At 45.7% G+C, this 20630-nt stretch carries 22 protein-coding genes; 5 read left to right on the top strand and 17 right to left on the bottom strand.

Annotated elements, in window-relative coordinates:
• Positions 1–21: 21 nt before the first annotated feature.
• The 5 genes from ACX0G9_RS09585 to rsfS all read right to left on the bottom strand — a co-directional run bounded on the left by ACX0G9_RS09585 (position 22) and on the right by rsfS (position 4958).
• Positions 22–891, bottom strand: a complete 870-nt coding sequence (locus ACX0G9_RS09585; protein ID WP_459064672.1) for a hypothetical protein — start codon at positions 889–891, stop codon at positions 22–24.
• Between the two features lie 4 nt (positions 892–895).
• On the bottom strand, positions 896–1696 hold the full coding sequence (locus ACX0G9_RS09580) for a UDP-2,3-diacylglucosamine diphosphatase (protein ID WP_459064671.1): 801 nt from the start codon (positions 1694–1696) through the stop codon (positions 896–898).
• Between the two features lie 14 nt (positions 1697–1710).
• The gene (locus ACX0G9_RS09575; protein WP_459064670.1) at positions 1711–2352 is read right to left on the bottom strand and encodes a LutC/YkgG family protein; all 642 of its coding nucleotides are present in this window, start codon (positions 2350–2352) and stop codon (positions 1711–1713) included.
• Between the two features lies 1 nt (position 2353).
• The gene (gene ftsH / locus ACX0G9_RS09570) at positions 2354–4438 is read right to left on the bottom strand and encodes an ATP-dependent zinc metalloprotease FtsH (protein ID WP_459064669.1); all 2085 of its coding nucleotides are present in this window, start codon (positions 4436–4438) and stop codon (positions 2354–2356) included.
• Between the two features lie 115 nt (positions 4439–4553).
• Entirely contained in the window at positions 4554–4958 is a 405-nt protein-coding gene (rsfS, locus tag ACX0G9_RS09565; protein WP_459064668.1) for a ribosome silencing factor, read from the bottom strand.
• Between the two features lie 209 nt (positions 4959–5167).
• Here rsfS and ACX0G9_RS09560 point away from each other — a divergent pair, with 209 nt between their 5' ends.
• Positions 5168–5911, top strand: a complete 744-nt coding sequence (locus ACX0G9_RS09560; RefSeq protein ID WP_459064667.1) for a biotin--[acetyl-CoA-carboxylase] ligase — start codon at positions 5168–5170, stop codon at positions 5909–5911.
• A gap of 8 nt (positions 5912–5919) precedes the next feature.
• Here ACX0G9_RS09560 and ACX0G9_RS09555 read toward each other — a convergent pair whose 3' ends face one another.
• The 6 genes from ACX0G9_RS09555 to ACX0G9_RS09530 all read right to left on the bottom strand — a co-directional run bounded on the left by ACX0G9_RS09555 (position 5920) and on the right by ACX0G9_RS09530 (position 9872).
• Positions 5920–6342, bottom strand: a complete 423-nt coding sequence (locus ACX0G9_RS09555) for an SH3 domain-containing protein (RefSeq protein WP_459064666.1) — start codon at positions 6340–6342, stop codon at positions 5920–5922.
• A gap of 12 nt (positions 6343–6354) precedes the next feature.
• The gene (locus ACX0G9_RS09550) at positions 6355–6855 is read right to left on the bottom strand and encodes a BON domain-containing protein (protein WP_459064665.1); all 501 of its coding nucleotides are present in this window, start codon (positions 6853–6855) and stop codon (positions 6355–6357) included.
• A 50-nt stretch (positions 6856–6905) separates the two neighbouring features.
• Complete coding sequence (locus ACX0G9_RS09545) at positions 6906–7106, bottom strand: dodecin family protein (RefSeq protein ID WP_459064664.1); 201 nt, start codon at positions 7104–7106, stop codon at positions 6906–6908.
• A gap of 12 nt (positions 7107–7118) precedes the next feature.
• Positions 7119–7253 carry a hypothetical protein gene (locus ACX0G9_RS09540; protein WP_459064663.1) on the bottom strand — a complete coding sequence of 45 codons (135 nt, stop codon included), beginning with the start codon at positions 7251–7253 and terminating at the stop codon, positions 7119–7121.
• A 64-nt stretch (positions 7254–7317) separates the two neighbouring features.
• Positions 7318–7863 carry a thioredoxin-dependent thiol peroxidase gene (bcp, locus tag ACX0G9_RS09535; RefSeq protein ID WP_459064662.1) on the bottom strand — a complete coding sequence of 182 codons (546 nt, stop codon included), beginning with the start codon at positions 7861–7863 and terminating at the stop codon, positions 7318–7320.
• A 128-nt stretch (positions 7864–7991) separates the two neighbouring features.
• Positions 7992–9872: a M23 family metallopeptidase gene (locus tag ACX0G9_RS09530; protein WP_459064661.1), complete on the bottom strand. Its 1881-nt coding sequence runs from the start codon at positions 9870–9872 to the stop codon at positions 7992–7994.
• Positions 9873–10245: 373 nt separating this feature from the next.
• Between ACX0G9_RS09530 and ACX0G9_RS09525 the strand changes: the two genes are divergently transcribed.
• The 4 genes from ACX0G9_RS09525 (at position 10246) to ACX0G9_RS09510 (ending at position 14867) form a co-directional block, all read left to right on the top strand.
• Positions 10246–10467: a hypothetical protein gene (locus tag ACX0G9_RS09525; RefSeq protein ID WP_459064660.1), complete on the top strand. Its 222-nt coding sequence runs from the start codon at positions 10246–10248 to the stop codon at positions 10465–10467.
• 262 nt (positions 10468–10729) lie between these two features.
• Positions 10730–13555 carry a carbamoyl-phosphate synthase large subunit gene (carB, locus tag ACX0G9_RS09520; RefSeq protein WP_459064659.1) on the top strand — a complete coding sequence of 942 codons (2826 nt, stop codon included), beginning with the start codon at positions 10730–10732 and terminating at the stop codon, positions 13553–13555.
• Positions 13556–13647: 92 nt separating this feature from the next.
• The gene (locus tag ACX0G9_RS09515) at positions 13648–14196 is read left to right on the top strand and encodes a DUF4337 domain-containing protein (protein WP_459064658.1); all 549 of its coding nucleotides are present in this window, start codon (positions 13648–13650) and stop codon (positions 14194–14196) included.
• 161 nt (positions 14197–14357) lie between these two features.
• Complete coding sequence (locus ACX0G9_RS09510) at positions 14358–14867, top strand: hypothetical protein (protein ID WP_459064657.1); 510 nt, start codon at positions 14358–14360, stop codon at positions 14865–14867.
• On the opposite strand, the gene idi is transcribed toward ACX0G9_RS09510, so the two are convergent.
• The 6 genes from idi to asnB all read right to left on the bottom strand — a co-directional run bounded on the left by idi (position 14827) and on the right by asnB (position 20629).
• Positions 14827–15378, bottom strand: a complete 552-nt coding sequence (gene idi / locus ACX0G9_RS09505) for an isopentenyl-diphosphate Delta-isomerase (RefSeq protein WP_459064656.1) — start codon at positions 15376–15378, stop codon at positions 14827–14829. The two genes, ACX0G9_RS09510 and idi, sit on opposite strands and share 41 nt — an antisense overlap.
• A 25-nt stretch (positions 15379–15403) precedes the next feature.
• Entirely contained in the window at positions 15404–15904 is a 501-nt protein-coding gene (locus tag ACX0G9_RS09500) for an RNA polymerase sigma factor (protein WP_459064655.1), read from the bottom strand.
• A 151-nt stretch (positions 15905–16055) separates the two neighbouring features.
• Entirely contained in the window at positions 16056–16934 is an 879-nt protein-coding gene (locus ACX0G9_RS09495; RefSeq protein WP_459064654.1) for a MerR family transcriptional regulator, read from the bottom strand.
• Between the two features lie 135 nt (positions 16935–17069).
• A complete protein-coding gene (locus ACX0G9_RS09490) occupies positions 17070–17810 on the bottom strand; it encodes a tyrosine-protein phosphatase (RefSeq protein WP_459064653.1) in 741 nt (246 codons plus the stop codon).
• A gap of 11 nt (positions 17811–17821) precedes the next feature.
• On the bottom strand, positions 17822–18757 hold the full coding sequence (gene fcl / locus ACX0G9_RS09485; protein ID WP_459064652.1) for a GDP-L-fucose synthase: 936 nt from the start codon (positions 18755–18757) through the stop codon (positions 17822–17824).
• 9 nt (positions 18758–18766) lie between these two features.
• Positions 18767–20629 (bottom strand): asparagine synthase (glutamine-hydrolyzing), encoded by a 1863-nt coding sequence (asnB, locus tag ACX0G9_RS09480; protein WP_459064651.1) that lies wholly within the window; start codon positions 20627–20629, stop codon positions 18767–18769.
• Between the last annotated feature and the right edge of the window lies 1 nt (position 20630).

Genomic DNA, 20630 nt, shown 5'->3' with positions numbered 1-20630 from the left:
TGAGATTATCGTACAAAGATATTATACGGGTTTTACATAAATCTCCAATCCTGTTTTCTTTAGTACATAGATCGCGGTGGGGGTTATCCTTATCTTGAGGGCGTCCCTGAAACCTGCCGGAATAGGCTCTTCCTGCAGGTCGAGGGTTCCCAGCTGATATCTGAAAAAATGCTGACGATCCCTTCCCAGCAGACTTTTGTCGATCACGGAAAAATCCTGCCATCCGGTAAGCACGAGATGGGATTTCAGACCGCCGTAATGATCGAAAGCATATACTCCTTTTACTGAATCATATAAATAAACCAGTCCTCCCTGATCACTGATCACTGAAGGATCGGGGGCAGAATCGAATAATTGTCTGAAATCGGCGGTTTGGTCAACCAGGGAGCCGTCGTCTCCTATTCGTTTTAATTTTGCATCGAGTTCGTCGTAGACCCACACATTATTGTCGTAGGACAGGCCGACTGCCTTGGCCTGCAGGATATTCAGCTTTCGCAGATCGATCGTATTGATAATATTCAGGAATCTGTCCAGTTCTATGATCATGGTAAACTCACGATAATAGATCAATAACTTCAAGGGGTTAGTGGCATCGACAGACCAGATCTTTCCATATCTGCGGACTTCGTTGAACACGGCCAGAGAATCCCCGTTTGCATTCACCTTCTTCAACTGGTTTTCCTTACTCAACAAATAAATATTCCCCAGGTTATCTACGGTAAAATCAGAAAGTTCTCCGGCGATCGTCCGGTTAAGAACAAAGCCTGCATTCTCTCCGGGAACCGGGTTCCCGGTCAGGCTGTCCTTTACGGGAACAGATGATTGGGCCTGGCCGTTATTAATGGCCAGGATAAGGAAGAAAAGGCAAATGATATGACGATTCGCTAACATTATTTTATGAGGATGACCGGACTATTTTTTTTGTCATGCCTTCCGTATCCGCCAAAAGGGTCAATTCCCCCAGATCCCCGTCAAACACCGCGTAGGTATTATAACGGATCCAGTCACCAAGGTTGATGTACCGGCTACCCTTATTACTCAATGAAAAATCGATTGGTAAATGACGATGCCCGAATATGAAAAAATCAAAGTGCTGTTTTTCCAGCACTTCCTTACAATAAATGATCAGCCATTCTTTTTCTTCACCCAGGAACTGCTCGTCCAGCTGCCCGGTGACAGCCCTGCTGCTTCTGCTGAGATAATTGGCCAGTCCAACCCCAACTGCCGGAGGAAGAATGCCGAACAACCATTGGCAAAATTTATTGCGGAATACTTTTTTTAGGAATTTATACCCATGATCTCCCGGTCCCAGGCCATCACCATGGCCGATGAGAAATTTTTTTCCGTTCCATTCGAATACCTTGGGTTCGTGATATACCGGCACATGCAATTCCTGTTCAAAATAACCACTCATCCACATATCGTGGTTGCCTGTAAAAAAATGGACCGGAATGCCGGCATCGGTGATCTCTGCCATTTTCCCCAATATACGGGTATATCCTTTAGGGACGACCGTCCTGTATTCATACCAGAAATCGAAAAGGTCTCCTACGATAAAAATTTCAGCTGCATCTTTTCGGACCCCTTCGAGGAAATCAACAATATGTTTTTCACGTGCCAGACTGGTAGCATGATCAGGAGCACCCAGGTGAAAATCCGAGAGAAAATATATTTTTTTTCCGGGAGGAACTTGCATCGCGTAAAGATAGTTCAGGAATTACGATCGACAAGGAAAAGATAAACCTCCTTCGGACCATGCACACCTACTACAAGGGTCTTCTCTATATCTGCAGTCCGGCTGGGGCCACTGGCAAAAGTGATCAGGGAGGGGAGATGATGCTGATACTTTTCTTTTAGGGCTACTAATCCATCTTTAATATCATACACCAATTGGTCCGTATAGGCGATACAGATGTGAACGGGGGCATAAACACTGACGGTGCGTCCGCTGGGACCGGCCGCGCTCATTACGATGCTTCCCGTCCTGGCCACCAGCCCTTCACAAGTAGTGATAGCCGCATCACAGGAGGCCAGGGAATTCCATGAGAAATTGTCGAAATCATGCTCCCTGAGTATAGTCTTCAATTTTTCTTCCTGGCAGACTATCTTTTTCCATTTCTGTAATTCTGTTAATGCCTTCAGTTGAGTGGACAGTTCCTGATGGTCCATACAAAAAATGAATTTGCCGGACAGCCTGGTGAACTGTTCGGCAAATTCAATTTCAGGATCCTGCGTTGCAGGTTGAAAAACAGAATGATTTCCCTCGCTTTGGGGAAAAGGAAGAGGCGTTGATTGACTCAACGCCTGCCTTATCTTTTTAAGAATATTTTCTTTCGAGGACGATATGTTCATTTTACTTCACTTCTTCTGTTGCAGGAGGAATGATAATGACCGGTGAAGGAATACCGTTACCTGCAACCAGGTGGTGATCCTCTTCATGATCGGTAACATCCAAGGCCCTTTTCTCTTCATACGGGCGTTTCCCGATAAGAGCTTCCACATCGCTCTGGAACAACACTTCTTTTACCAGCAGCGCCTCGGCCAGCATTTTTACTTCCTTGGTCTTTTCGGTCAGCAGCACTTTGGTCGCTTCATAGGCTTTGTCGATCAGTTTGCGAACCTCTTCGTCAATTATTTTAGAGGTCTCTTCCGAATAGGGTTTTGTAAAGGAATTTTCTGCCGCTGGGTCATAGAAGCTCACCTTGCCAACCTTTTCATTCATTCCATAAACGGTTATCATCGAATAGGCGATCCGCGTGACCTGCTGCAGGTCATTTTGAGCCCCGGTCGAAATTTTTCCGAAATTCAGGTCTTCGCTTGCCCGGCCGCCAAGGGTCATGCAGATCTGTTCGAAAAGCTGATCAACATTATACAAATATTGTTCTTTCGGGGTGTATTGTGCATATCCCAGTGCCGCTACTCCTCTGGGAACGATGGTAACTTTCAACAGGGGATAAGCATGCTCCAGGTACCAGCCACAAATGGCGTGTCCTGCTTCATGATAAGCAATTATCTTCTTTTCCTCCGGAGAAATGATCTTGTTCTTCTTTTCCAACCCACCGATAACCCGGTCAACGGCATCCTGGAAGTCTTCCATTTCTACGTTATCCTTCCCTTTTCTCGCTGCGATCAGGGCTGCTTCGTTACAGACATTGGCGATATCAGCTCCGGCAAAACCCGGTGTCTGCTCTGCCAGTTTATGAATATCCAGTTTGCTGGAAATTTTAATGGGTTTTAAATGTACTTTAAAGATGGCTTCGCGTCCTTTCAGATCGGGTTTGTCAATAGAGATCTGCCTGTCGAAACGACCCGGGCGTAACAGGGCCGTATCCAATACATCCGGCCGGTTGGTAGCCGCAAGGACAATAATCCCGCTATCGCCGCCAAAACCATCCATTTCCACCAGTAACTGGTTCAGGGTGCTTTCTCTTTCATCATTACTCATTATAGCATTCTTTCCCCTTGCACGGCCAATAGCATCGATTTCGTCGATAAAAATGATACATGGGGCTTTTTCCCGGGCTTGTTTGAAAAGATCCCTGACGCGGCTGGCTCCGACACCTACGAATAATTCAACAAAGTCACTGCCGCTCATGGAGAAAAATGGCACCTGCGCCTCTCCGGCCATTGCTTTTGCCAGTAAGGTCTTACCCGTTCCCGGAGGACCTACCAGGAGGGCTCCCTTGGGGATCTTGCCCCCGAGTGCAGTATATTTCTTGGGATTCTTTAAAAAATCAACGATTTCCATGACTTCCACCTTAGCCTCATCGAGACCGGCTACATCATTAAACGTGATCGTTACTTTTGTACCCTTATCAAATAAGGTAGCCTTGGATTTGCCGATATTAAAAATACCGCCGGGACCGCCACTGCCGGCCTGTCCGCCCATTTTACGCATCAGCATGACCCATATGAGTACGATGATCAGCAAGGGAAGAAGGAAATTCAGCAACGGGCCGAACCATTCCCCTTCGGATTTTGAATTAACGGCTACTTCCAGCTGTGGATTCTTAACAAAATAATCCCGTAACATTTTTTCATAATCCTTTACATCCGTCACCTTGAACTCAAACTGGGGACCATCCTTGCTTACGCCTCCCGGCCAATTGTTCTTATTCAGTTTACCGCTGTAAAAGGATTTATTAAGACTATCCTTCTTTATATAGACTCTTACCAGTTGTTTGTTGGATACCAGGTCGATCTTTTCCACATCCCCGTTCGCCAACATATCTTTCCTGAAATTCAGTTCATCCACCGGGCGGGCATCGGGCGAAAAGCTACCATACAGGTTAAAGCCGATCAAAACGGCCGCTATTATCCCCCAAATCCAATAAATGCTGAACTTTGGCCCTTTTCTTGACCCATTATCATCATCTCCCCTGGGTCTGAACCTTGGAAAGCTGTTTTTATCGCTTTGTTTCAAATCTTCCTGTGGCATATTAGTACTTGTCCGTGTTGTTTTCTATTAGTAATAAAAAATATAGCGTAAAAATGTTCAAAAAAACTATTCAAACGACTAAATATACTGTTAAATTGCTGAGAAAGGGCCTTTTCTAGGGTTCATGTTCCTCCTGGGGGGCGTCGCTCCACAAATCCTCCAGCTTATAAAAACGACGATTTTCCGGTACCATGACATGAACCACTACATTTACGTAATCGATCAGTACCCATTGGAGGGTTTGTTTTCCTTCATGTTTATAGGGGAGTTCGCCGCAGTTATTCTTTACTTCGAATTCCACGGAATCGGCAATTGCTTTTACCTGCGTACCACTGCCGCCTTCGCAAATAATAAAGAAATCTGCTACGGCTTCGGGTATCTTCCGAAGGTCGATCGAGAGAATATTGGCACCTTTTTTCTCCTGAATAGCGTGGATGATGGTTTTAAAAATTTTCGAATTCCTCGTTAATCTTGCTACACTTGTGCGTTTCCGGGTAGCTAACATAGAAAGCTGTTCCAATAATCAAAACGTTTTTGTGATAAATAGTATATTTTAACGAAAGCAAATCACCAAACCGGGCGGAGCCCGGCAGTGAACAAGGCCATTGGGCCTTGTTCACTGATATTAGAAATATTTCGGCAAAGAATTACATTTTGAAACATTCTTTGCCGAAATTCAAAAATGTGGGCAGGCAGATCTAATTTCGTACTCTTCAAAAATACAATCTTTTGTCCATCGGTCACTCTTTTATTGAATTAGAATCCGTAGATAGTACCAACAACTATGCCATGGCACAGGCTCATGCAGGATTGGCCATACATGGCACACTGTACTTTGCCCATGAGCAATGGGCCGGAAAAGGGCAGCGCGGTAGGGGCTGGATCAGCCAGCCGGGAGATAATATCATCCTTACTGCCCTGCTACAGCCTGTTTCCCTGCCGGTTACACAGCAGTTTTCCCTTAGTGTCGCAGTTGCATTAGCTTGTCATGATCTCTTTAGTCTTTATTCCGGAAAGGAAGAAACCAAAATTAAATGGCCCAATGATCTGTATTGGCGTGACAGAAAGGCAGGCGGGATCCTGATCGAGAACAGTTTTAAGGGAGTCGATTGGCTTTTTGCTATCGCCGGCATAGGAATCAACATCAATCAGGTTCAATTTTCTGAAACCTTGCGCAATCCGGTGTCCTTAAAACAGATCACCGGACGGTCCTTCGATGCCGTCAAACTCGGCCGGGATTTAGGCGCCTGCCTGGACCACCGGTATGAACAATTACTGGCCGGCGGGGCCTCGTCCCAGCTGTCCGAATACAATGTCCGCCTTTATAAAACCGGGAAGACCATCCGGCTCAAAAAAGAGAATGCCGTTTTCGAAACGGTAGTGCATGGGGTTGCCGCTACCGGAGAATTGATCACCCGGGATACCCTTGAAAGAAGATTTTCCTTCGGACAGGTGGAGTGGCTGACCTCATAACACGTTCTTCAGGCCTGTGGCGAAAGATATTGGGCAAATGCATAGCCTTCCTCTCCGGCCGCAGTCCGGATAAGCCACCACTGGTCGTTCGTTTTACTGATCAGGGTCACCACTTCATTATGCGCCGCTTTTCCAACGATGGGCTGATCGGTACCAGGCCCCTTGCGGACATTTAAATTGGAAGATTCCGTTGTTACGGTCGCCTGGCCTCCCGGGGCCATTGCAGCGACATTGATGTTCATCACTACATCCCCTGCCCGAAAATCCGGGTCAAGTTTTCCATATATGCCCCATAACTGGTCCTTCTCCGATCCGGAAGGGGCTTCGCCATCAATATATAATATACTATCCTGCTCCCTGACCTGTAAATTGGCGATACCGAGCGTTTTTGCCGTATCGACAAGTTCTTTATATTTTTCCTGGAGGGCCATATGAACTTTAGTTTATTTGATAGTAAGCTGATTGTCGATCTTTTTGGGTTTAAGCGTATGCAGGCTCATCATCAGCCTGGTCAGTGCAGCTTTATGGATTTCTCCGGTAAGGGTGACAACCCCGTCTTTTACGGTGGCCTTTACGCCCGGATAATCCTTTGTAGCGTCCGCTACACTTTTCGTCAGGGGATCATCTGCGGCAATCACCACCGGTGCAGGTGGCGGGGGTGGCGGAGTGAGCGTGCCATTGTTGATGACTTCTTTTACTCCTTTAATGGTCTTGACCGTTGACTCGAATGAGGACTTGGCGGCCTCATCCTTAAATTCACCGCTAAGTGTGACAACTCCTTTTTCGACGGTAACTATTGCAGCGGAAGCCTCCGGCATTTCTTTTTTCTTTGCTTCTATAGCCGCCTGTATATCGCTGTCTTTCGGGGAGCAGGAAACCAATAAAATACCCGGGATGATAATGACGGTCAATACCCTGACCAGAAGTCGAATGGGTTTGTTCATAATGCTGATTTTAAATGGTGAATAGCTGAATAATTGATGGAAACGGTTCCCTAATCTACCCGGAAAGAGATCTGGCAAATGACGCCAAAACTGGTCACCTTGCCGTCTTTTACATGCGCCTTGATATCTTTCACGTAAACGGAATCGATATTCCTTACCGTTTTGCCCACTTCGGTTACGGCCTGGCGGATGGCATCGTCGGTCCCCTTTTCGGAGGAGGCAATTACTTCTATGACTTTTACGATTGACATATGCTGTACTATTTAGTTCAGGAAAACGGGAACGGCAAGGGTCAGGGTTCCGGATTGCGTAAAGGGGTAATGAGTGTCACGAATGATCCGGCTGCGACGAAATGCAAAAAAGGGAATAGTGAATGAATATAAAGCATTCGTTTGCATATGCCAAATAATAGCCTGGTTTTCGGAGGGAAAACCTGCCAAATGTTTCAAATAAGATGATAAATTATCCCTGCGTCTTCCAGGCTTCTATGATCTCTTCCGTATGCATTTTACTCTTCGGTTTTAGAAATATCTTGCGGATAACCCCTTTCTCATCGATAAGAAAAGTGGTACGATGCAGCCCCATGTATTTGCGGCCGTATAGTTGTTTTTCCCCCCAAACGCCAAATTTATCGATGATGTTATGTTCCGGATCCGTAAGGAGGGTAAAGGGAAGGTCGAATTTGGTTTCAAATTTCTTATGGCTTTTTTCGTCATCGGGACTGATGCCCAGGATGGAGAACCCTTGTTTTTTCAATAAGGCATAATTGTCCCGCAGGTTGCAGGCCTGAACGGTACAGGTTGGCGTATTGTCCTGGGGATAAAAGTATAGTACCACTTTCTTTCCTTTATAGTCGGACAGCGATATCTTTTTTCCATTTTGATCCTTCCCTGTGAAGGCTGGGGCTTTATCGCCTTCCCGAAGAGAAACTTCCCGCCCACCTGAAGGGGGAGTACTCCCCCCAACCCCTAAAGGGGAATAATTGAAATGACTTCTATAGCTATTCATAGATTTTTATGTGTCGAAGGTTTACTTACATTATGCATGTCTGCTTTGTTTTTGTGCCGGATGTCTATTGTTTTCTCTCTCCACCTTTTGGATCTTTTCCTACTCCCCCTTTAGGGGGTTGGGGGGGCTTATCGTATAAAACTATACTTTTTTTCTGCCCGGTTCCCTGCCTCATCTTCAACCGCTATTTTCAACTCATGTTTCCCTGCCTGGCAATGTTCATCGAACTTATAAATATAAGCGAGTCCTTTGTCATTTGTAAAACAAAGCCATTTCCCATCCAGTTCAGCGCGGAAACTCCGGATGGACCCCAGGTTGTCTTTTACAGTAAAGGCAATCCGGGAGGAATGGCTGAGGTTTGCCCCATCCTGGATACCGACAGGAGTGATCACCGGAGCATCGGGATCCTCTACCAGCTGGAAGGTCCCGAATTCCCTGAAACGTGCCGAGGCCCATCCGCCCTGCCACTCGGGTTTCCGGACTTCCTTTTTGTTCCCTGTAAAACGGACCATTACCACCTTGTCTTTTATTTCATTCTGCCAGGTACCGCTGGGGTGGATCCTCACCAATAAAGGTTCCTGCAGAGGAATAAATGGGGCACCGATGGTATGGGCGGCTGAAACAGCTCCCGGTAATGAAAGGACGAAATTGGTGCTGTAACGGATATAGACAGTGTCATACAGACTTTTTTCCCCGATATAAAATGCGCAATCCTTGGTTTCAAAACCGTCAATCATACCCGGAAAACATTTTTTCCCGGCGGTAGTAGCAGCCGGTTCGCCCCCCGGCAATTCCACCGCAGCAAGGTTTCCTTTTTCCGCTGCCACAGGATTGCCCGCTGCAACAGGAATGTCCCCTGGAACAGGACTGTCCGGTGCAACAGGATTGCCTCCCTGATATATTGCCTGGAATTTCAATGCTGAGCTATTGCCATAGGCATCCTTAGCTACAATGCGGATATTATGTGTCTTGCCATCACTCAGATCTATCACGCCGTCTGCAGGCAGGGGAAGAGAGTCTCCGGGTTGAGGGGATTCCGGCTGGGAGCGGAAGGAATGGTAAACAGAAGGAGGTGTGTAACCGGGAAGGCAGGATAAATGCTGGAGGAACGGGCCGCCGGTCTCCCTGGTCTTGTAATCGATATGCGCATTCAGGTACCGGGTATTATTGTAGCTGATCCTGTCCATTTGGAAACCGGTTACCGGCTTGTCATTGTCATAAAGTACAGCCTGAAAAATTCCATTGGGATTGGATGAGCCTGATTGGGTATCAAAAGCCGAGATGGCAAAACTGATCAGGGTGGATGCCGATCTGACCAGACCCGCAGCGATTGAAAAATTTCCACCTTCCCTACGAACGGCAAGTATCCGGGGCGATTGCTCGTAAACACTTTTTGTACGGTCATAGACAGCCAGACGGAGAAAGGTGGGAGGGGTATTATCCGGAACAGGTAATCCGAACAGCAGGGGATTGAGATTGGTATCATCCGCCGTCTTGCGGATCTCAAAATGAACATGTGGTCCCTGCGATCCGCCGGTATTTCCGCTGTAAGCAATCAGATCCCCTTTTTTTACCGGGAAAAGATCAGCTGGAATATCGATATTCAGCATCCACGATTCTCTTTTGTATTGCTGCCGGGAAACATAGGCTGCCAATGCCGGAAAAAACTGGTTCAGATGGGCATATAAGGTCGTATACCCATTGGGATGGTTGATATAAATGGCCTGTCCGAATCCACCGGGTTCTATGTTCACTTTGGCGATATATCCATCGGCCGCGGCAAAGACCGGGAGGTTCTCTTTTTTCTGGGTCCGGATATCCAGGCCCATATGGTAATGGTTGGGACGTAGTTCCCCAAAATTGGCGGCAAGGCTAATGGGTATATTCAAAGGATTACGGAAATAGCCCTTCGGATAATCGGTCGCAGGATACAACTGAGAAAAACAGAACAGCGGGAAAAGCAGGGACAGGAGACAGGCCGGCGCAGCTAAATAGTTCTTTCCCATCATTGGTATTAGATTGTTGAGAATGCAAATCTATTCCACAAATAGGAATTGTAAAGCGATCCTGAACAGAATTGGGAAAACAACAGCATCCGGTATATTAAGTATGCATTAAATAAGCATTAAAATGAACCATATAGTCCTGAACTTGTTTAAAACCAGAGCAGGCAATTTATCGTAAATCAAGATTGGCAAAGCATGATTTGTTGCCTTGAACACCCCTAAACATCTCCTGAACAATTTCTGATCGCCTGGAAAAGCGGTTTTTAAAAAAATACTACGAAAAGGGTATGATTTTTTTAGAGTTTGGTACAGCTTTTGGCTAGGTAATATTGTCTAATAATCAGGTGGAAGTGTTCCACCATCAAAAGAGTCGGTTATGAAAGGGTTAAAAGTTAAAAACAAAATGGTGGTTTTTCTGGCGGTTACCGTTGGAGGGGTTGTAGGAATGCTCAAAGGAGAAGAAGCAAAACAGAAATTCGTCTTCCGTATGAGGAGTAAGTATGATAATCGCAGGCTAATGGCGGAACGAAAATCTATTGCCCGTAAAGGGGGCGTTTTGCTCGATGATATTGAGATGGCCTCTTATCACAATAATTAGTTTACAACAATTCGTTCAGGCATGGATAAAATGCCTGAGCAGCCAGTTACGATATTATCTTTCTTTCAGTATATCCAGCCCCGGTCTTAACGACCGGGGTTTTTTGTTATACCAGCCCGGTCTCGACGACCGGGGTTATAGTTATAATCGGGCGGAACCCTGTTCGTGAGCTCAGCTCAAAATTCTTTTCCCGCATCCCTGTAAAAGGCGCCATCTCTGCGGTAAAACCCTTACCTTTGCGCAATTTTATTTTTTATCCACCATGCCTAAAGATTCTTCAATCCGTTCAGTTCTGATCATTGGATCCGGTCCTATTATCATCGGACAAGCTTGTGAATTTGATTATTCCGGCACACAGGCTGCCCGAAGTCTCCGGGAAGAGGGGGTGGAAGTCATCCTTTTTAATTCCAATCCTGCCACGATCATGACCGATCCGATGATGGCAGATAAGGTCTACCTGCTGCCTTTGACGGCGGAAAGTATTGAACAAATCCTGGAAGAGAATAATATAGATGCCGTATTGCCCACTATGGGGGGGCAAACAGCCTTAAATCTGGCAAAAGAAGCCGAGGATCTGGGAATTTGGGAACGTTACAAGGTCAGGCTGATCGGCGTCGATATAAAAGCTATTGATAAAGCGGAAGACAGGGAGAAATTCCGGCAATGGATGATCGAACTGAAAGTACCGGTGGCTGAGGCCAAAACGGCCAACTCCTTTCTGGAAGGAAAGGAATTTGCCCAGGATATCGGGTTCCCCCTGGTTATCCGTCCTTCTTTTACCCTTGGCGGTACCGGCGGAGGTTTTGTCCATGATAAAGATGACCTGGACGAAGCCCTGAACAGGGGTCTCCAGGCTTCACCCATCCATGAAGTGCTGGTTGAAAAAGCAGTACTGGGCTGGAAAGAATTTGAATTGGAACTTTTACGGGACGCGAACGATAATGTGGTAATTATTTGCACGGTGGAGAATTTTGACCCGATGGGCGTTCATACCGGTGATTCCATCACGGTAGCCCCTGCCATGACTCTCAGTGATACAGCCTACCAGCTTATGCGCAACACCGCCATCATGATGATGAGGGACCTTGGTAATTTTGCCGGGGGTTGTAATGTACAGTTCGCACTTAATCCGGCCACTGAAGAGATCATCGCCATCGAGATCAATCCCCGCGTGAGCCGCTCTTCCGCTCTTGCCTCCAAAGCCACGGGATACCCCATCGCTAAAATCGCCGCCAAATTAGCCATCGGCTATAACCTGGATGAATTAAAGAATCAGATCACAGGTACGACTTCCGCTTATTTCGAGCCGGTACAGGACTATGTGATCGTTAAAATTCCCCGATGGAACTTCGATAAGTTCAAAGGAGCCAATGATACGCTCGGGCTGCAAATGAAAAGTGTAGGCGAGGTGATGGCCATCGGCAGAAGTTTTACGGAAGCCGTTCAAAAAGCCTGTCAGAGCCTGGAGAATAACGCAATCGGTCTGGGATATTACGGGAAAAGCCTGATGCACGCCGAAGAATTGCTGGAATACATCAAAACGCCGAAATGGGACCGCATTTTCCGCATCAAAGATGCACTAATGGCCGGCATTTCAGTGGGTACTATTTCCAAAGCCACCAATGGGATCGACCGTTGGTTCCTGTATGAGATCCAGAAGATATGCAACATGGAAAAAGAGCTGACAAAATATAAGATGGATACCCTTCCCTACGAATTGTTGTGGGATGCCAAAAGCATGGGTTTCAGCGATGACCAGATCTGCCATATCATGAACAATGGTACGGAAGACGAACTTTATGAAAAAAGAAAGGCAGCCGGTATTACCAGAACTTTTAAAATGGTGGACACCTGTTCGGCAGAGTTCGAAGCTAAAACCCCATATTTCTATTCGACCTTCGAAAGGGGGCATGCCAGCGAAAGCAAGGTGAGCGACAAAAAGAAGATCATCGTGCTGGGATCCGGGCCAAACCGGATCGGGCAGGGGATTGAATTTGATTACTGCTGTGTACACGGATTACTGGCCATAAAAGAAAGCGGATATGAGGCCATTATGGTGAACTGTAATCCTGAAACAGTTTCTACGGACTTCGATATCGCAGACAAATTATACTTTGAACCGGTTTATTGGGAACATCTCTGGGAAATCATAGAACATGAAAAACCTGATGGGGTGATCGTTCAGTTGGGGGGACAGACAGCCCTGAAACTGGCGGAGCGTCTGCATAAGAAAGGAATCCGGATCATAGGGACCTCTTATGACAGTATGGATATCGCCGAAGACAGGGGCCGTTTCAGCGATATGTTGAAGGAGCTTAGTATTCCCTATCCGGATTACGGAACCGCCTGGGATGTAGACGATGCTGTTGAAGTCGCCAATAAAGTAGGGTATCCTGTCCTGGTGCGGCCAAGTTATGTATTAGGCGGCCAGCGGATGCGGATCGTTATCAATGACGAAGAAGTGGAAAAGGCCGTGGTAAGCCTCCTGAAACACCTTCCAGGCAATAAGATCCTGATCGATCATTTCCTGGATCGTTGCCAGGAAGCAGAAGTGGATGCGATTTTCGATGGTACGAATTTCCATGTAATGGGTGTAATGGAGCATATCGAACCGGCTGGTATTCATAGCGGCGACAGTCACGCCGTATTACCGGTCTTTAATCTTACCCCCCTGGTGGTGACTACCATGGAGCATTATGCAGAAAAGATAGCCAGAGCTCTTAATATCAAAGGGTTGATCAATATTCAATTCGCCATTAAAAATGATAAGGTCTATGTGATCGAAGCGAATCCGAGGGCTTCAAGGACTACCCCGTTCATTGCAAAAGCTTACCAGATCCCCTATCTCAATATAGCCACTAAGGTGATGATCGGCACCAACCAGCTGACAGATTTTAAATTTGAGAAAAAACTCAAAGGATTTGCCATCAAGGAACCGGTATTCAGCTTCAATAAATTCCCCGGAGTTAACAAAGAACTGGGACCGGAAATGAAGTCTACCGGTGAAGCGATCCGCTTCATTAAAGACCTTAGAGATCCTTATTTCCGTCAGTTGTATAAGGACCGGAGCATGTATCTGAGCAAATAGAGCTTTCCAAATAACAATTGGTTAACCCCTTATTTGGGCAGGCAAGGAAATCATGGCCTTTAGTTCCCGTAATTCCATCCTAAATTTGGAATATGGAAGAAATTGAAGTGCCTACCGAACATCTGCATGAAGCTATCCAGGAAAAGGCGGAAGAGAAAAAGGAAAAATGGATCCTTTATGTTGCGCTTTCCACTGCCTTTATGGCCGTACTGGCAGCCGTTGCGGGGTTGCTGGCCGGACATCATGCCAATGAAGCCCTGATCGAAAGGGTCAAGGCTTCCGACCAATGGAGTTTTTACCAATCTAAAAATCTCAAAGAGGAAATGGCCGTCAATACGGACAAGATCCTCCATTCTTTTTCCACTCCCGCCCACCCGGAAACAGAAGATAACAGCAAACTGATTGCCCATTATGAAAAGGATAAGCAGGAGATCAAAAAGACGGCTGAAGAGGCTGAGAAGAATTCTGAAAGACATTTAGGCAAACATGTGCCTCTGGCTGCCGCAGTTACCGCCTTCCAAATCGCCATTGCCATTTCAGCTATTGCCATCCTTACCCGGAAAAAAAGATTATGGTATGGCGGGCTCCTGCTTACGCTGATCGGAATCGTATTTCTCCTGTTGGGAATATTTACCCCCTAACCCCCTGAAGGGGGGACGAATTTCCCGGAAGAACTATAAAAGGCTAAATAAAAAATTAACAATATAAAACTACCATATAAATTCGGGTGTTACCAAACTCCCCCTTCAGGGGGTCGGGGTGGCAAGGATTTTGTAGGGTAAGGGATAAAAATACCCCGTTTATGCTCCTGAACAAACGAATGCTCCTGCTGTCTCTTTCCATGTGTTGGCTGTCCGTAACCATGGCCCAGCTTAAACCCAAAGTCAAATGCCCCGATTTTACCGTGGATATCCTGAACGGAACGGTAAATGGCCTAAAGCCAAACCGAACCTTAAATGAGGTAAAAACAGAGTTTCCCTGCTCTACCAGTGTGGAAGAAGAAGGGACCAATGCAAAATGCGGTGCCGGTGTCTTTTATAAAGACAAAGACATCTTTTTTTATATCAAAAGGAGCTATATCCAAATAGGCCCAAAATTCCAGGGTAAGCTTAGCCTCCCGCTTCTGGGAGCCAAACGCAATAGTTTATTCAAATGGCTGGGAAATCCCAAAATGAAGGATGACCTCTGGGATGCTTTTCAAATGCAGTATGGCTCCTTGGTATTACATTACGATAACGCAGGAGCGAATGGTAAAGTAAAGCTATTCCAATTCAGCACTCTGGGAGTTGAGTTGCTTGATCTTTGCGAGTAGGAAAAATGGCCTCCACCATGGGTAAGGCCAGGTGAAACCAGGTGGTATATTTTTCGGGAAACCGAATCAGGTCGTCCCGGATCTCGTCCAGGGATTTAAAACAATAATTGCTCACTTCTTCCTTATTGGGAAAAATGGACTGATCGTACACACCTGCATATACATGATCGAACTCAAATTCGGTAAGGCCATTCGCAAACGCCGATTTGTAGGTAAAATGGAAGATCTTTTCCAGATCTGTTGTAAAACCAAGTTCCTCCAACAACCGGCGCCTGGCGGCGTCCAGGGTATTTTCCCCCGGTCTTGGGTGACTGCAGCAGGCATTCGTCCACAGGCCGGCACTGTGGTATTTATGCGATGCACGCTGCTGCAACAGCATTTCGCCTTTTTTATTGAATATAAAAATACTGAAAGCCCTGTGTAAAAGGGCTTTGCGGTGAGCTTCCATTTTTTCCAGTACACCGACTGGCTCATCCTGTTCATTTACCAGGATCACTTCCTCCTGCAGCATACGTATTCAGAATAAATTTTAATCCTTAAAACCGCTGGATCTGTGATTTTAATAATTTCCGGGCAAAATGGATTCGGCTTTTAATCGTACCCAAAGGCTCCTGCAGCATTTCTGCAATCTCGTGATATTTGAACCCATCAAAATAAAGAAGGAAGGGATTGCGGAATATTTCCGGCAATTTGTGAATAGCGCCCTGTATATCCTTCACCCGTAAATTTCCTTCCACTGTCCCGGCAACTGCTACCTGGTTGGAATTCAGTAAAAATTCGTTGGGGGTGCTATCGAAAATCGTATTCTGCTTTGCCTTACGCCGGTAATTGTTGATAAAGATATTCCGCATAATGGTGTACAGCCAGGCTTTGATATTTGTACCTACATTATATTTGTCCTTATTGGCTAAGGCCCGGAATAAAGTCTCCTGAAAGAGGTCCTTTGCTGCTTCAGAATCACGGGTTAACGTGATAGCGAAGGGTTTTAGAAACTCCGCATTATTTACCAAAAGCTGGTTGAATTCTAAAGTGGCCATGTCAAATAGTGTTTAATATTCTAACACACAAATTTAAACATAATTGGGTAATAGGACAAATTTAGTGTTTAACGGTTTCGTTAAAAAACTAAAACAAAGATTATCACTTGATTAGAATTTATTTTATCTATGCAAATGTGGTGCCCTTGGTTTACAGAGCAGCTACAAATTCCATAACCCCTGAAAGGGAACGCATAAAGGTCACTCCCGGAGGGATTTTTTTCACTTGGTTTTGGGCAAACTGGCCGGAAATGACAAGAGGTACCTGGGGTATCCGCTGAATGGCCTGGTTAAGGAATTTTTCAAAGACAAAACTGCCGGTAGTAGCAGTCAGGTGGGTATAAAGATAATCGGGGTTCTTGACCTTACAGACGAATTCAATATCCTTTAAAGGCATATCCGAACCCAGGTAAAGCACTTTGGCGCCCCGGCTTTTTAGAAGATAATAAACGTAAAGTATCCCTAACTCATGATACTCTCCTTCCGGCAGGAATAACAATAGTAATTTATTGATCCTGAGTGGTGTGCCGATTCCTTCAATGCCAACAATCAGCTTTTGCCGGATAATATTCGTTACAAGGTGTTCCTGGGCAGGATGAATATGACCGGTCACCCAAAGGATCCCTATCCGGTCGAGAAAAGGGAAGATGATCTGATTGATGGCCGTGTCGATACCTTTGGTCAGTATAAAGTTATCCAATACCTCTTCAAAGAGCTCGATATCAAGGTCTATCATGTGCGCGATCAGTTCATTAACGATCCTTTCACGCTGAGCTTCCTTATCGGAAAGGTAGATAATCTTGCTCTTGAGTTCAGGCTCACTCATTTTGTCGATATGAGAGATCTTAAACCCATATCTGTTAAGCAGGGAAATATTCAGGATCGTCTTTAATTCCTGATTACAGTAATACCGGATATTCGTCCCGGTCCGGTTGGGCTTTATAAAATTGTACCGTTGTTCCCAGATCCGGATGGTATGGGCCTTGATCCCGGACAAATTTTCCAGGTCCTTGATAGTAAAGACATTCATAATATCATTACAATAGGGGTAGCTATTTTGTTTAAGAAATGGAGGTCAATATTTAAACCCCCTAATCCCCTAAAAGGGGGATAATATCCCTGGAAGATTTAGATAAATAAAAAAGAAATTAGAACAGCTGGAAAATTACAGCAATGTATTACGGATCATGCCGGAATCGAGTAGTTTTTGGGTCGCATTCCGGATCTGTGAAGAAGACCCAAGGAGCTCAAGGTGTTTTTCATGATGAAGATCGGTTCCAAGGAGATCGACGTACTTTTTTTTGATCAGGTATTGCGCCAGTTCCAATTGCCCTTTCCCATAGTGCCCCCCCAGGGAAAGAAGGTTCAGCTGGAATAAGCAGCCGGCGTCTTTTAATTGATCATACCAGGCCTTATTGGCACCAAAATAGAGATAACGCTCGGGATGGGCAAGAACAGGCTGGTATCCATTGATCTGCATGTTAAATAAAAGTTCTTTCAGATTGATCGAGGGAACGGCGAAGGAAAGCTCTACCAGGATCAGTTTGTCTTTCAGCGTCAGCAATGGCTCATTATTTTCCAGGGAACGGGTAAAATGATCGTCCATCATATATTCGGCGGCAACAAGGAATTCCACACCGATTTTTTGACGCTCTATTTCAGCGGATACAACCTTATACCCGGCTCTTATAATCTCCGGAGTATTGGGGTACATATCGGCTAAGATATGGGGAGTGGTAATGATCTTCTTGTACCCCAGGCCTGCCAATCCCCTGATCAGCCTGATGGACGTTTCCAGGTCCGGGGCGCCATCATCGATACCCGGAATGAGGTGAGAATGCATATCACAGCATAATTCACCAAAATCGGCGGAATCGTTCTTTTTTTTCCTGAAAAAGGATAGCATAAAGGAAGGAATTAAGGGTGTAGATCCATTTTTTTAAAATCCGCATATACGCGGCGTATTCCTTCCTCCAGACTGATTTTTGCTTTCCACCCCAAATCGTAAAGTTTGTTTACATCCATCAACTTTCTGGGTGTGCCGTCAGGTTTGGTAAGGTCATGTTCTATTTCCCCGGTAAAACCGACAATGCCTTTGATCAGGTTGGCGAGCTCATTGATCTCCAGGTCTTCACCTGTTCCAATATTGATAAAACCTTGCTCATTATATTTTTGCATGAGGAAAACACAGGCATCCGCCAGGTCATCGGCATGGAGAAACTCACGCTTTGGCTTACCTGATCCCCAAAGAAAGACATTAGGTTCGCCTTTTACTTTTGCTTCATGGAACTTGCGGATCAGGGCAGGCAGAACATGCGAATTATTTAAATCATAATTATCATTCGGTCCATAGAGATTGGTCGGCATAACCGAAATAAAATTACAGCCGTATTGGGCGCGATAAGCGTCTGCCATTTTAATACCTGCTATCTTGGCGATAGCATAGGGTTCATTGGTAGGTTCCAGTTCTCCGGTGAGCAGATATTCCTCCTTTAATGGCTGCGGCGCCATTTTAGGATAAATACAGGAAGATCCCAGGAACATCAGCTTTTTTACCTCCGCCCGGTAAGAGGCATCAATAATATTATTCTGGATCATCAGGTTATCATAGAGAAATTCCCCCCGGTAGATATTATTCGCCAGAATACCTCCAACCTTTGCCGCTGCCATAAATACATAGTCCGGCTTCTCTTTTTCGAAAAATTCGCTTACGGCCGCCTGGTTCCTCAGGTCCAGTTCCACTGACGTCCTGAGTAAAAGGTTGGAAAACCCCTCGCTGTTTAATTTTCTGCAGATAGCAGATCCAACCATTCCCCGGTGCCCGGCAACATATATTTTATCAGACTCGTTCATATTTTTCATTTATTCAATACCATTCTTTTCCAACCAGTGTTCCAATACAATGAAAATCCAAATATCCGCCCAACGGATATTCGACTTTCTGTTCAGGTAGGCATGCCAATAGTCAAGCAGGGCCTTTTCCGAAAAATAACTACGGGCGGCCAGGCGGCGGATCTTGTCTTCACAAAACGCCTTTAACTCATGTCTGATCCATCTGTCGTAAGGCAGGACAAAGCCCTGTTTCTTCCTGAATACGATTTCCCTTGGTAATAGATCCCCCATAGACTCCACTAATAAGGATTTAGGGTAAGTGGGAAGCTTATAGGAATCCGGAATATTCAATACATATTCCAACAGATCATGATCAAAAAAGGGTTCTCTTAATTCAAGTGAAGACGCCATTGCCATCTGGTCCGCATCTTTCAACAAAACATTTTGCGTATACCCCAGGTACTCTGCAATCGAGACCTGACTTAGCCAATCAAAACGGGAGATATCCGATTGTTTGCTACGAAGGTCTTTTTCCAGGGTCATTCCATCTCCCATCTTCCCTCCAGGTACAAGCCTGTTTATATTACCCGGGGGTTGGATCTGCCGGAAGGCCGGATATATATCTGCTATATCCGAAGAACGCGCATCCAGGAATTGTTTTAACCGCAGATGCTTTTGGTCCGACCCGGGCAAAAAAGCTCCTGCGGTTCTTCTTAGCAGTAAGCTATGATCGAAAAAGGCGGCTTTTTTCTTCAACTGATAAAATTGCCGGAATATGGGGTATCCCGCAAATAACTCATCTCCCCCTATTCCGGATAAAGCAACGACGATTCCGTTTTTTCGGATGGCTTTCGAAACAACATAGGTATTCAGCCCGTCGCCGCTGGGACTATCCATGGCATCCAGTGCTTCAGGCAGGCTATCCAAAAAATCGCTGGGCCGCAATAATACCTTCGAATGATTGACGCCGAATTTTTTGGCCACCAATTCCGCATAAGATGACTCATCATATTCCTTTTCTTCAAATGCGATGGTGAAGGCATTGGTGGCCCCTTTACTCACTTCCGACATAATGGCTACCACCAGGCTGGAATCAATCCCTCCTGACAAAAAGGCCCCTAATGGGACATCACTGACCAATCTGCGCTCTATGGATTGATATAAGAGATCACGGATTTTCTTATGGATTTCGGAAACACGGGTTTCTTCAAAAGGCTTTTTAACCTTCGTAATATCCCAATATATATTTTCGGTCAGTTGACCGTCTTTATATAAAAGCCAGGAGCCCGCCCTGACCTGGCATATACCTTCAATGATCGTAAATGGGGCCACCAGGGATTGATATTTCAGGTAATCGGTCAATGCATTCCTGTCCAGTTTCCTGGGAACAAGACCGGATGCAAGCAAAGCGCGTATCTCCGATGCGAATAATAAAGTATCGTCCGTCTTATAATAATATAAAGGTTTAACGCCAAGACGATCCCTGGTCAGGAAAAGGGATTTTTCCCGCTTATCCCAAATGGCCAGGGCAAACATCCCCCGAAGTTTCTCCAGAAAGGCCGGCCCCCATTTTACATAGGCGGCAATGACTACTTCCGTGTCACTTGTAGTAAGGAACGGATAGTCTTTAAGCTGGTCTTTGATCTCCTGGAAATTGTAAATTTCTCCGTTGAAAACCATGACATACCTGCCGGAATTATCGGCAAATGGCTGGTTAGCAGCGGAAGACAGGTCGAGTATGGAAAGCCGGCGATGACCGAGAGCAATGCCGTCTTCTTCAAAAAAACCATCTGCATCCGGGCCCCTGTGAGACATGGCATTATTGACATTCCGTATAATGGCAGACAGCCCCCTGCTATTTACCTTGCTTACTATCCCGGATATTCCACACATT

Source organism: Flavitalea flava (genome assembly GCF_054461575.1).
The sequence above is the reverse complement of the archived record's forward strand: the minus strand, read 5'-3'. Positions and strand labels throughout refer to the sequence as shown.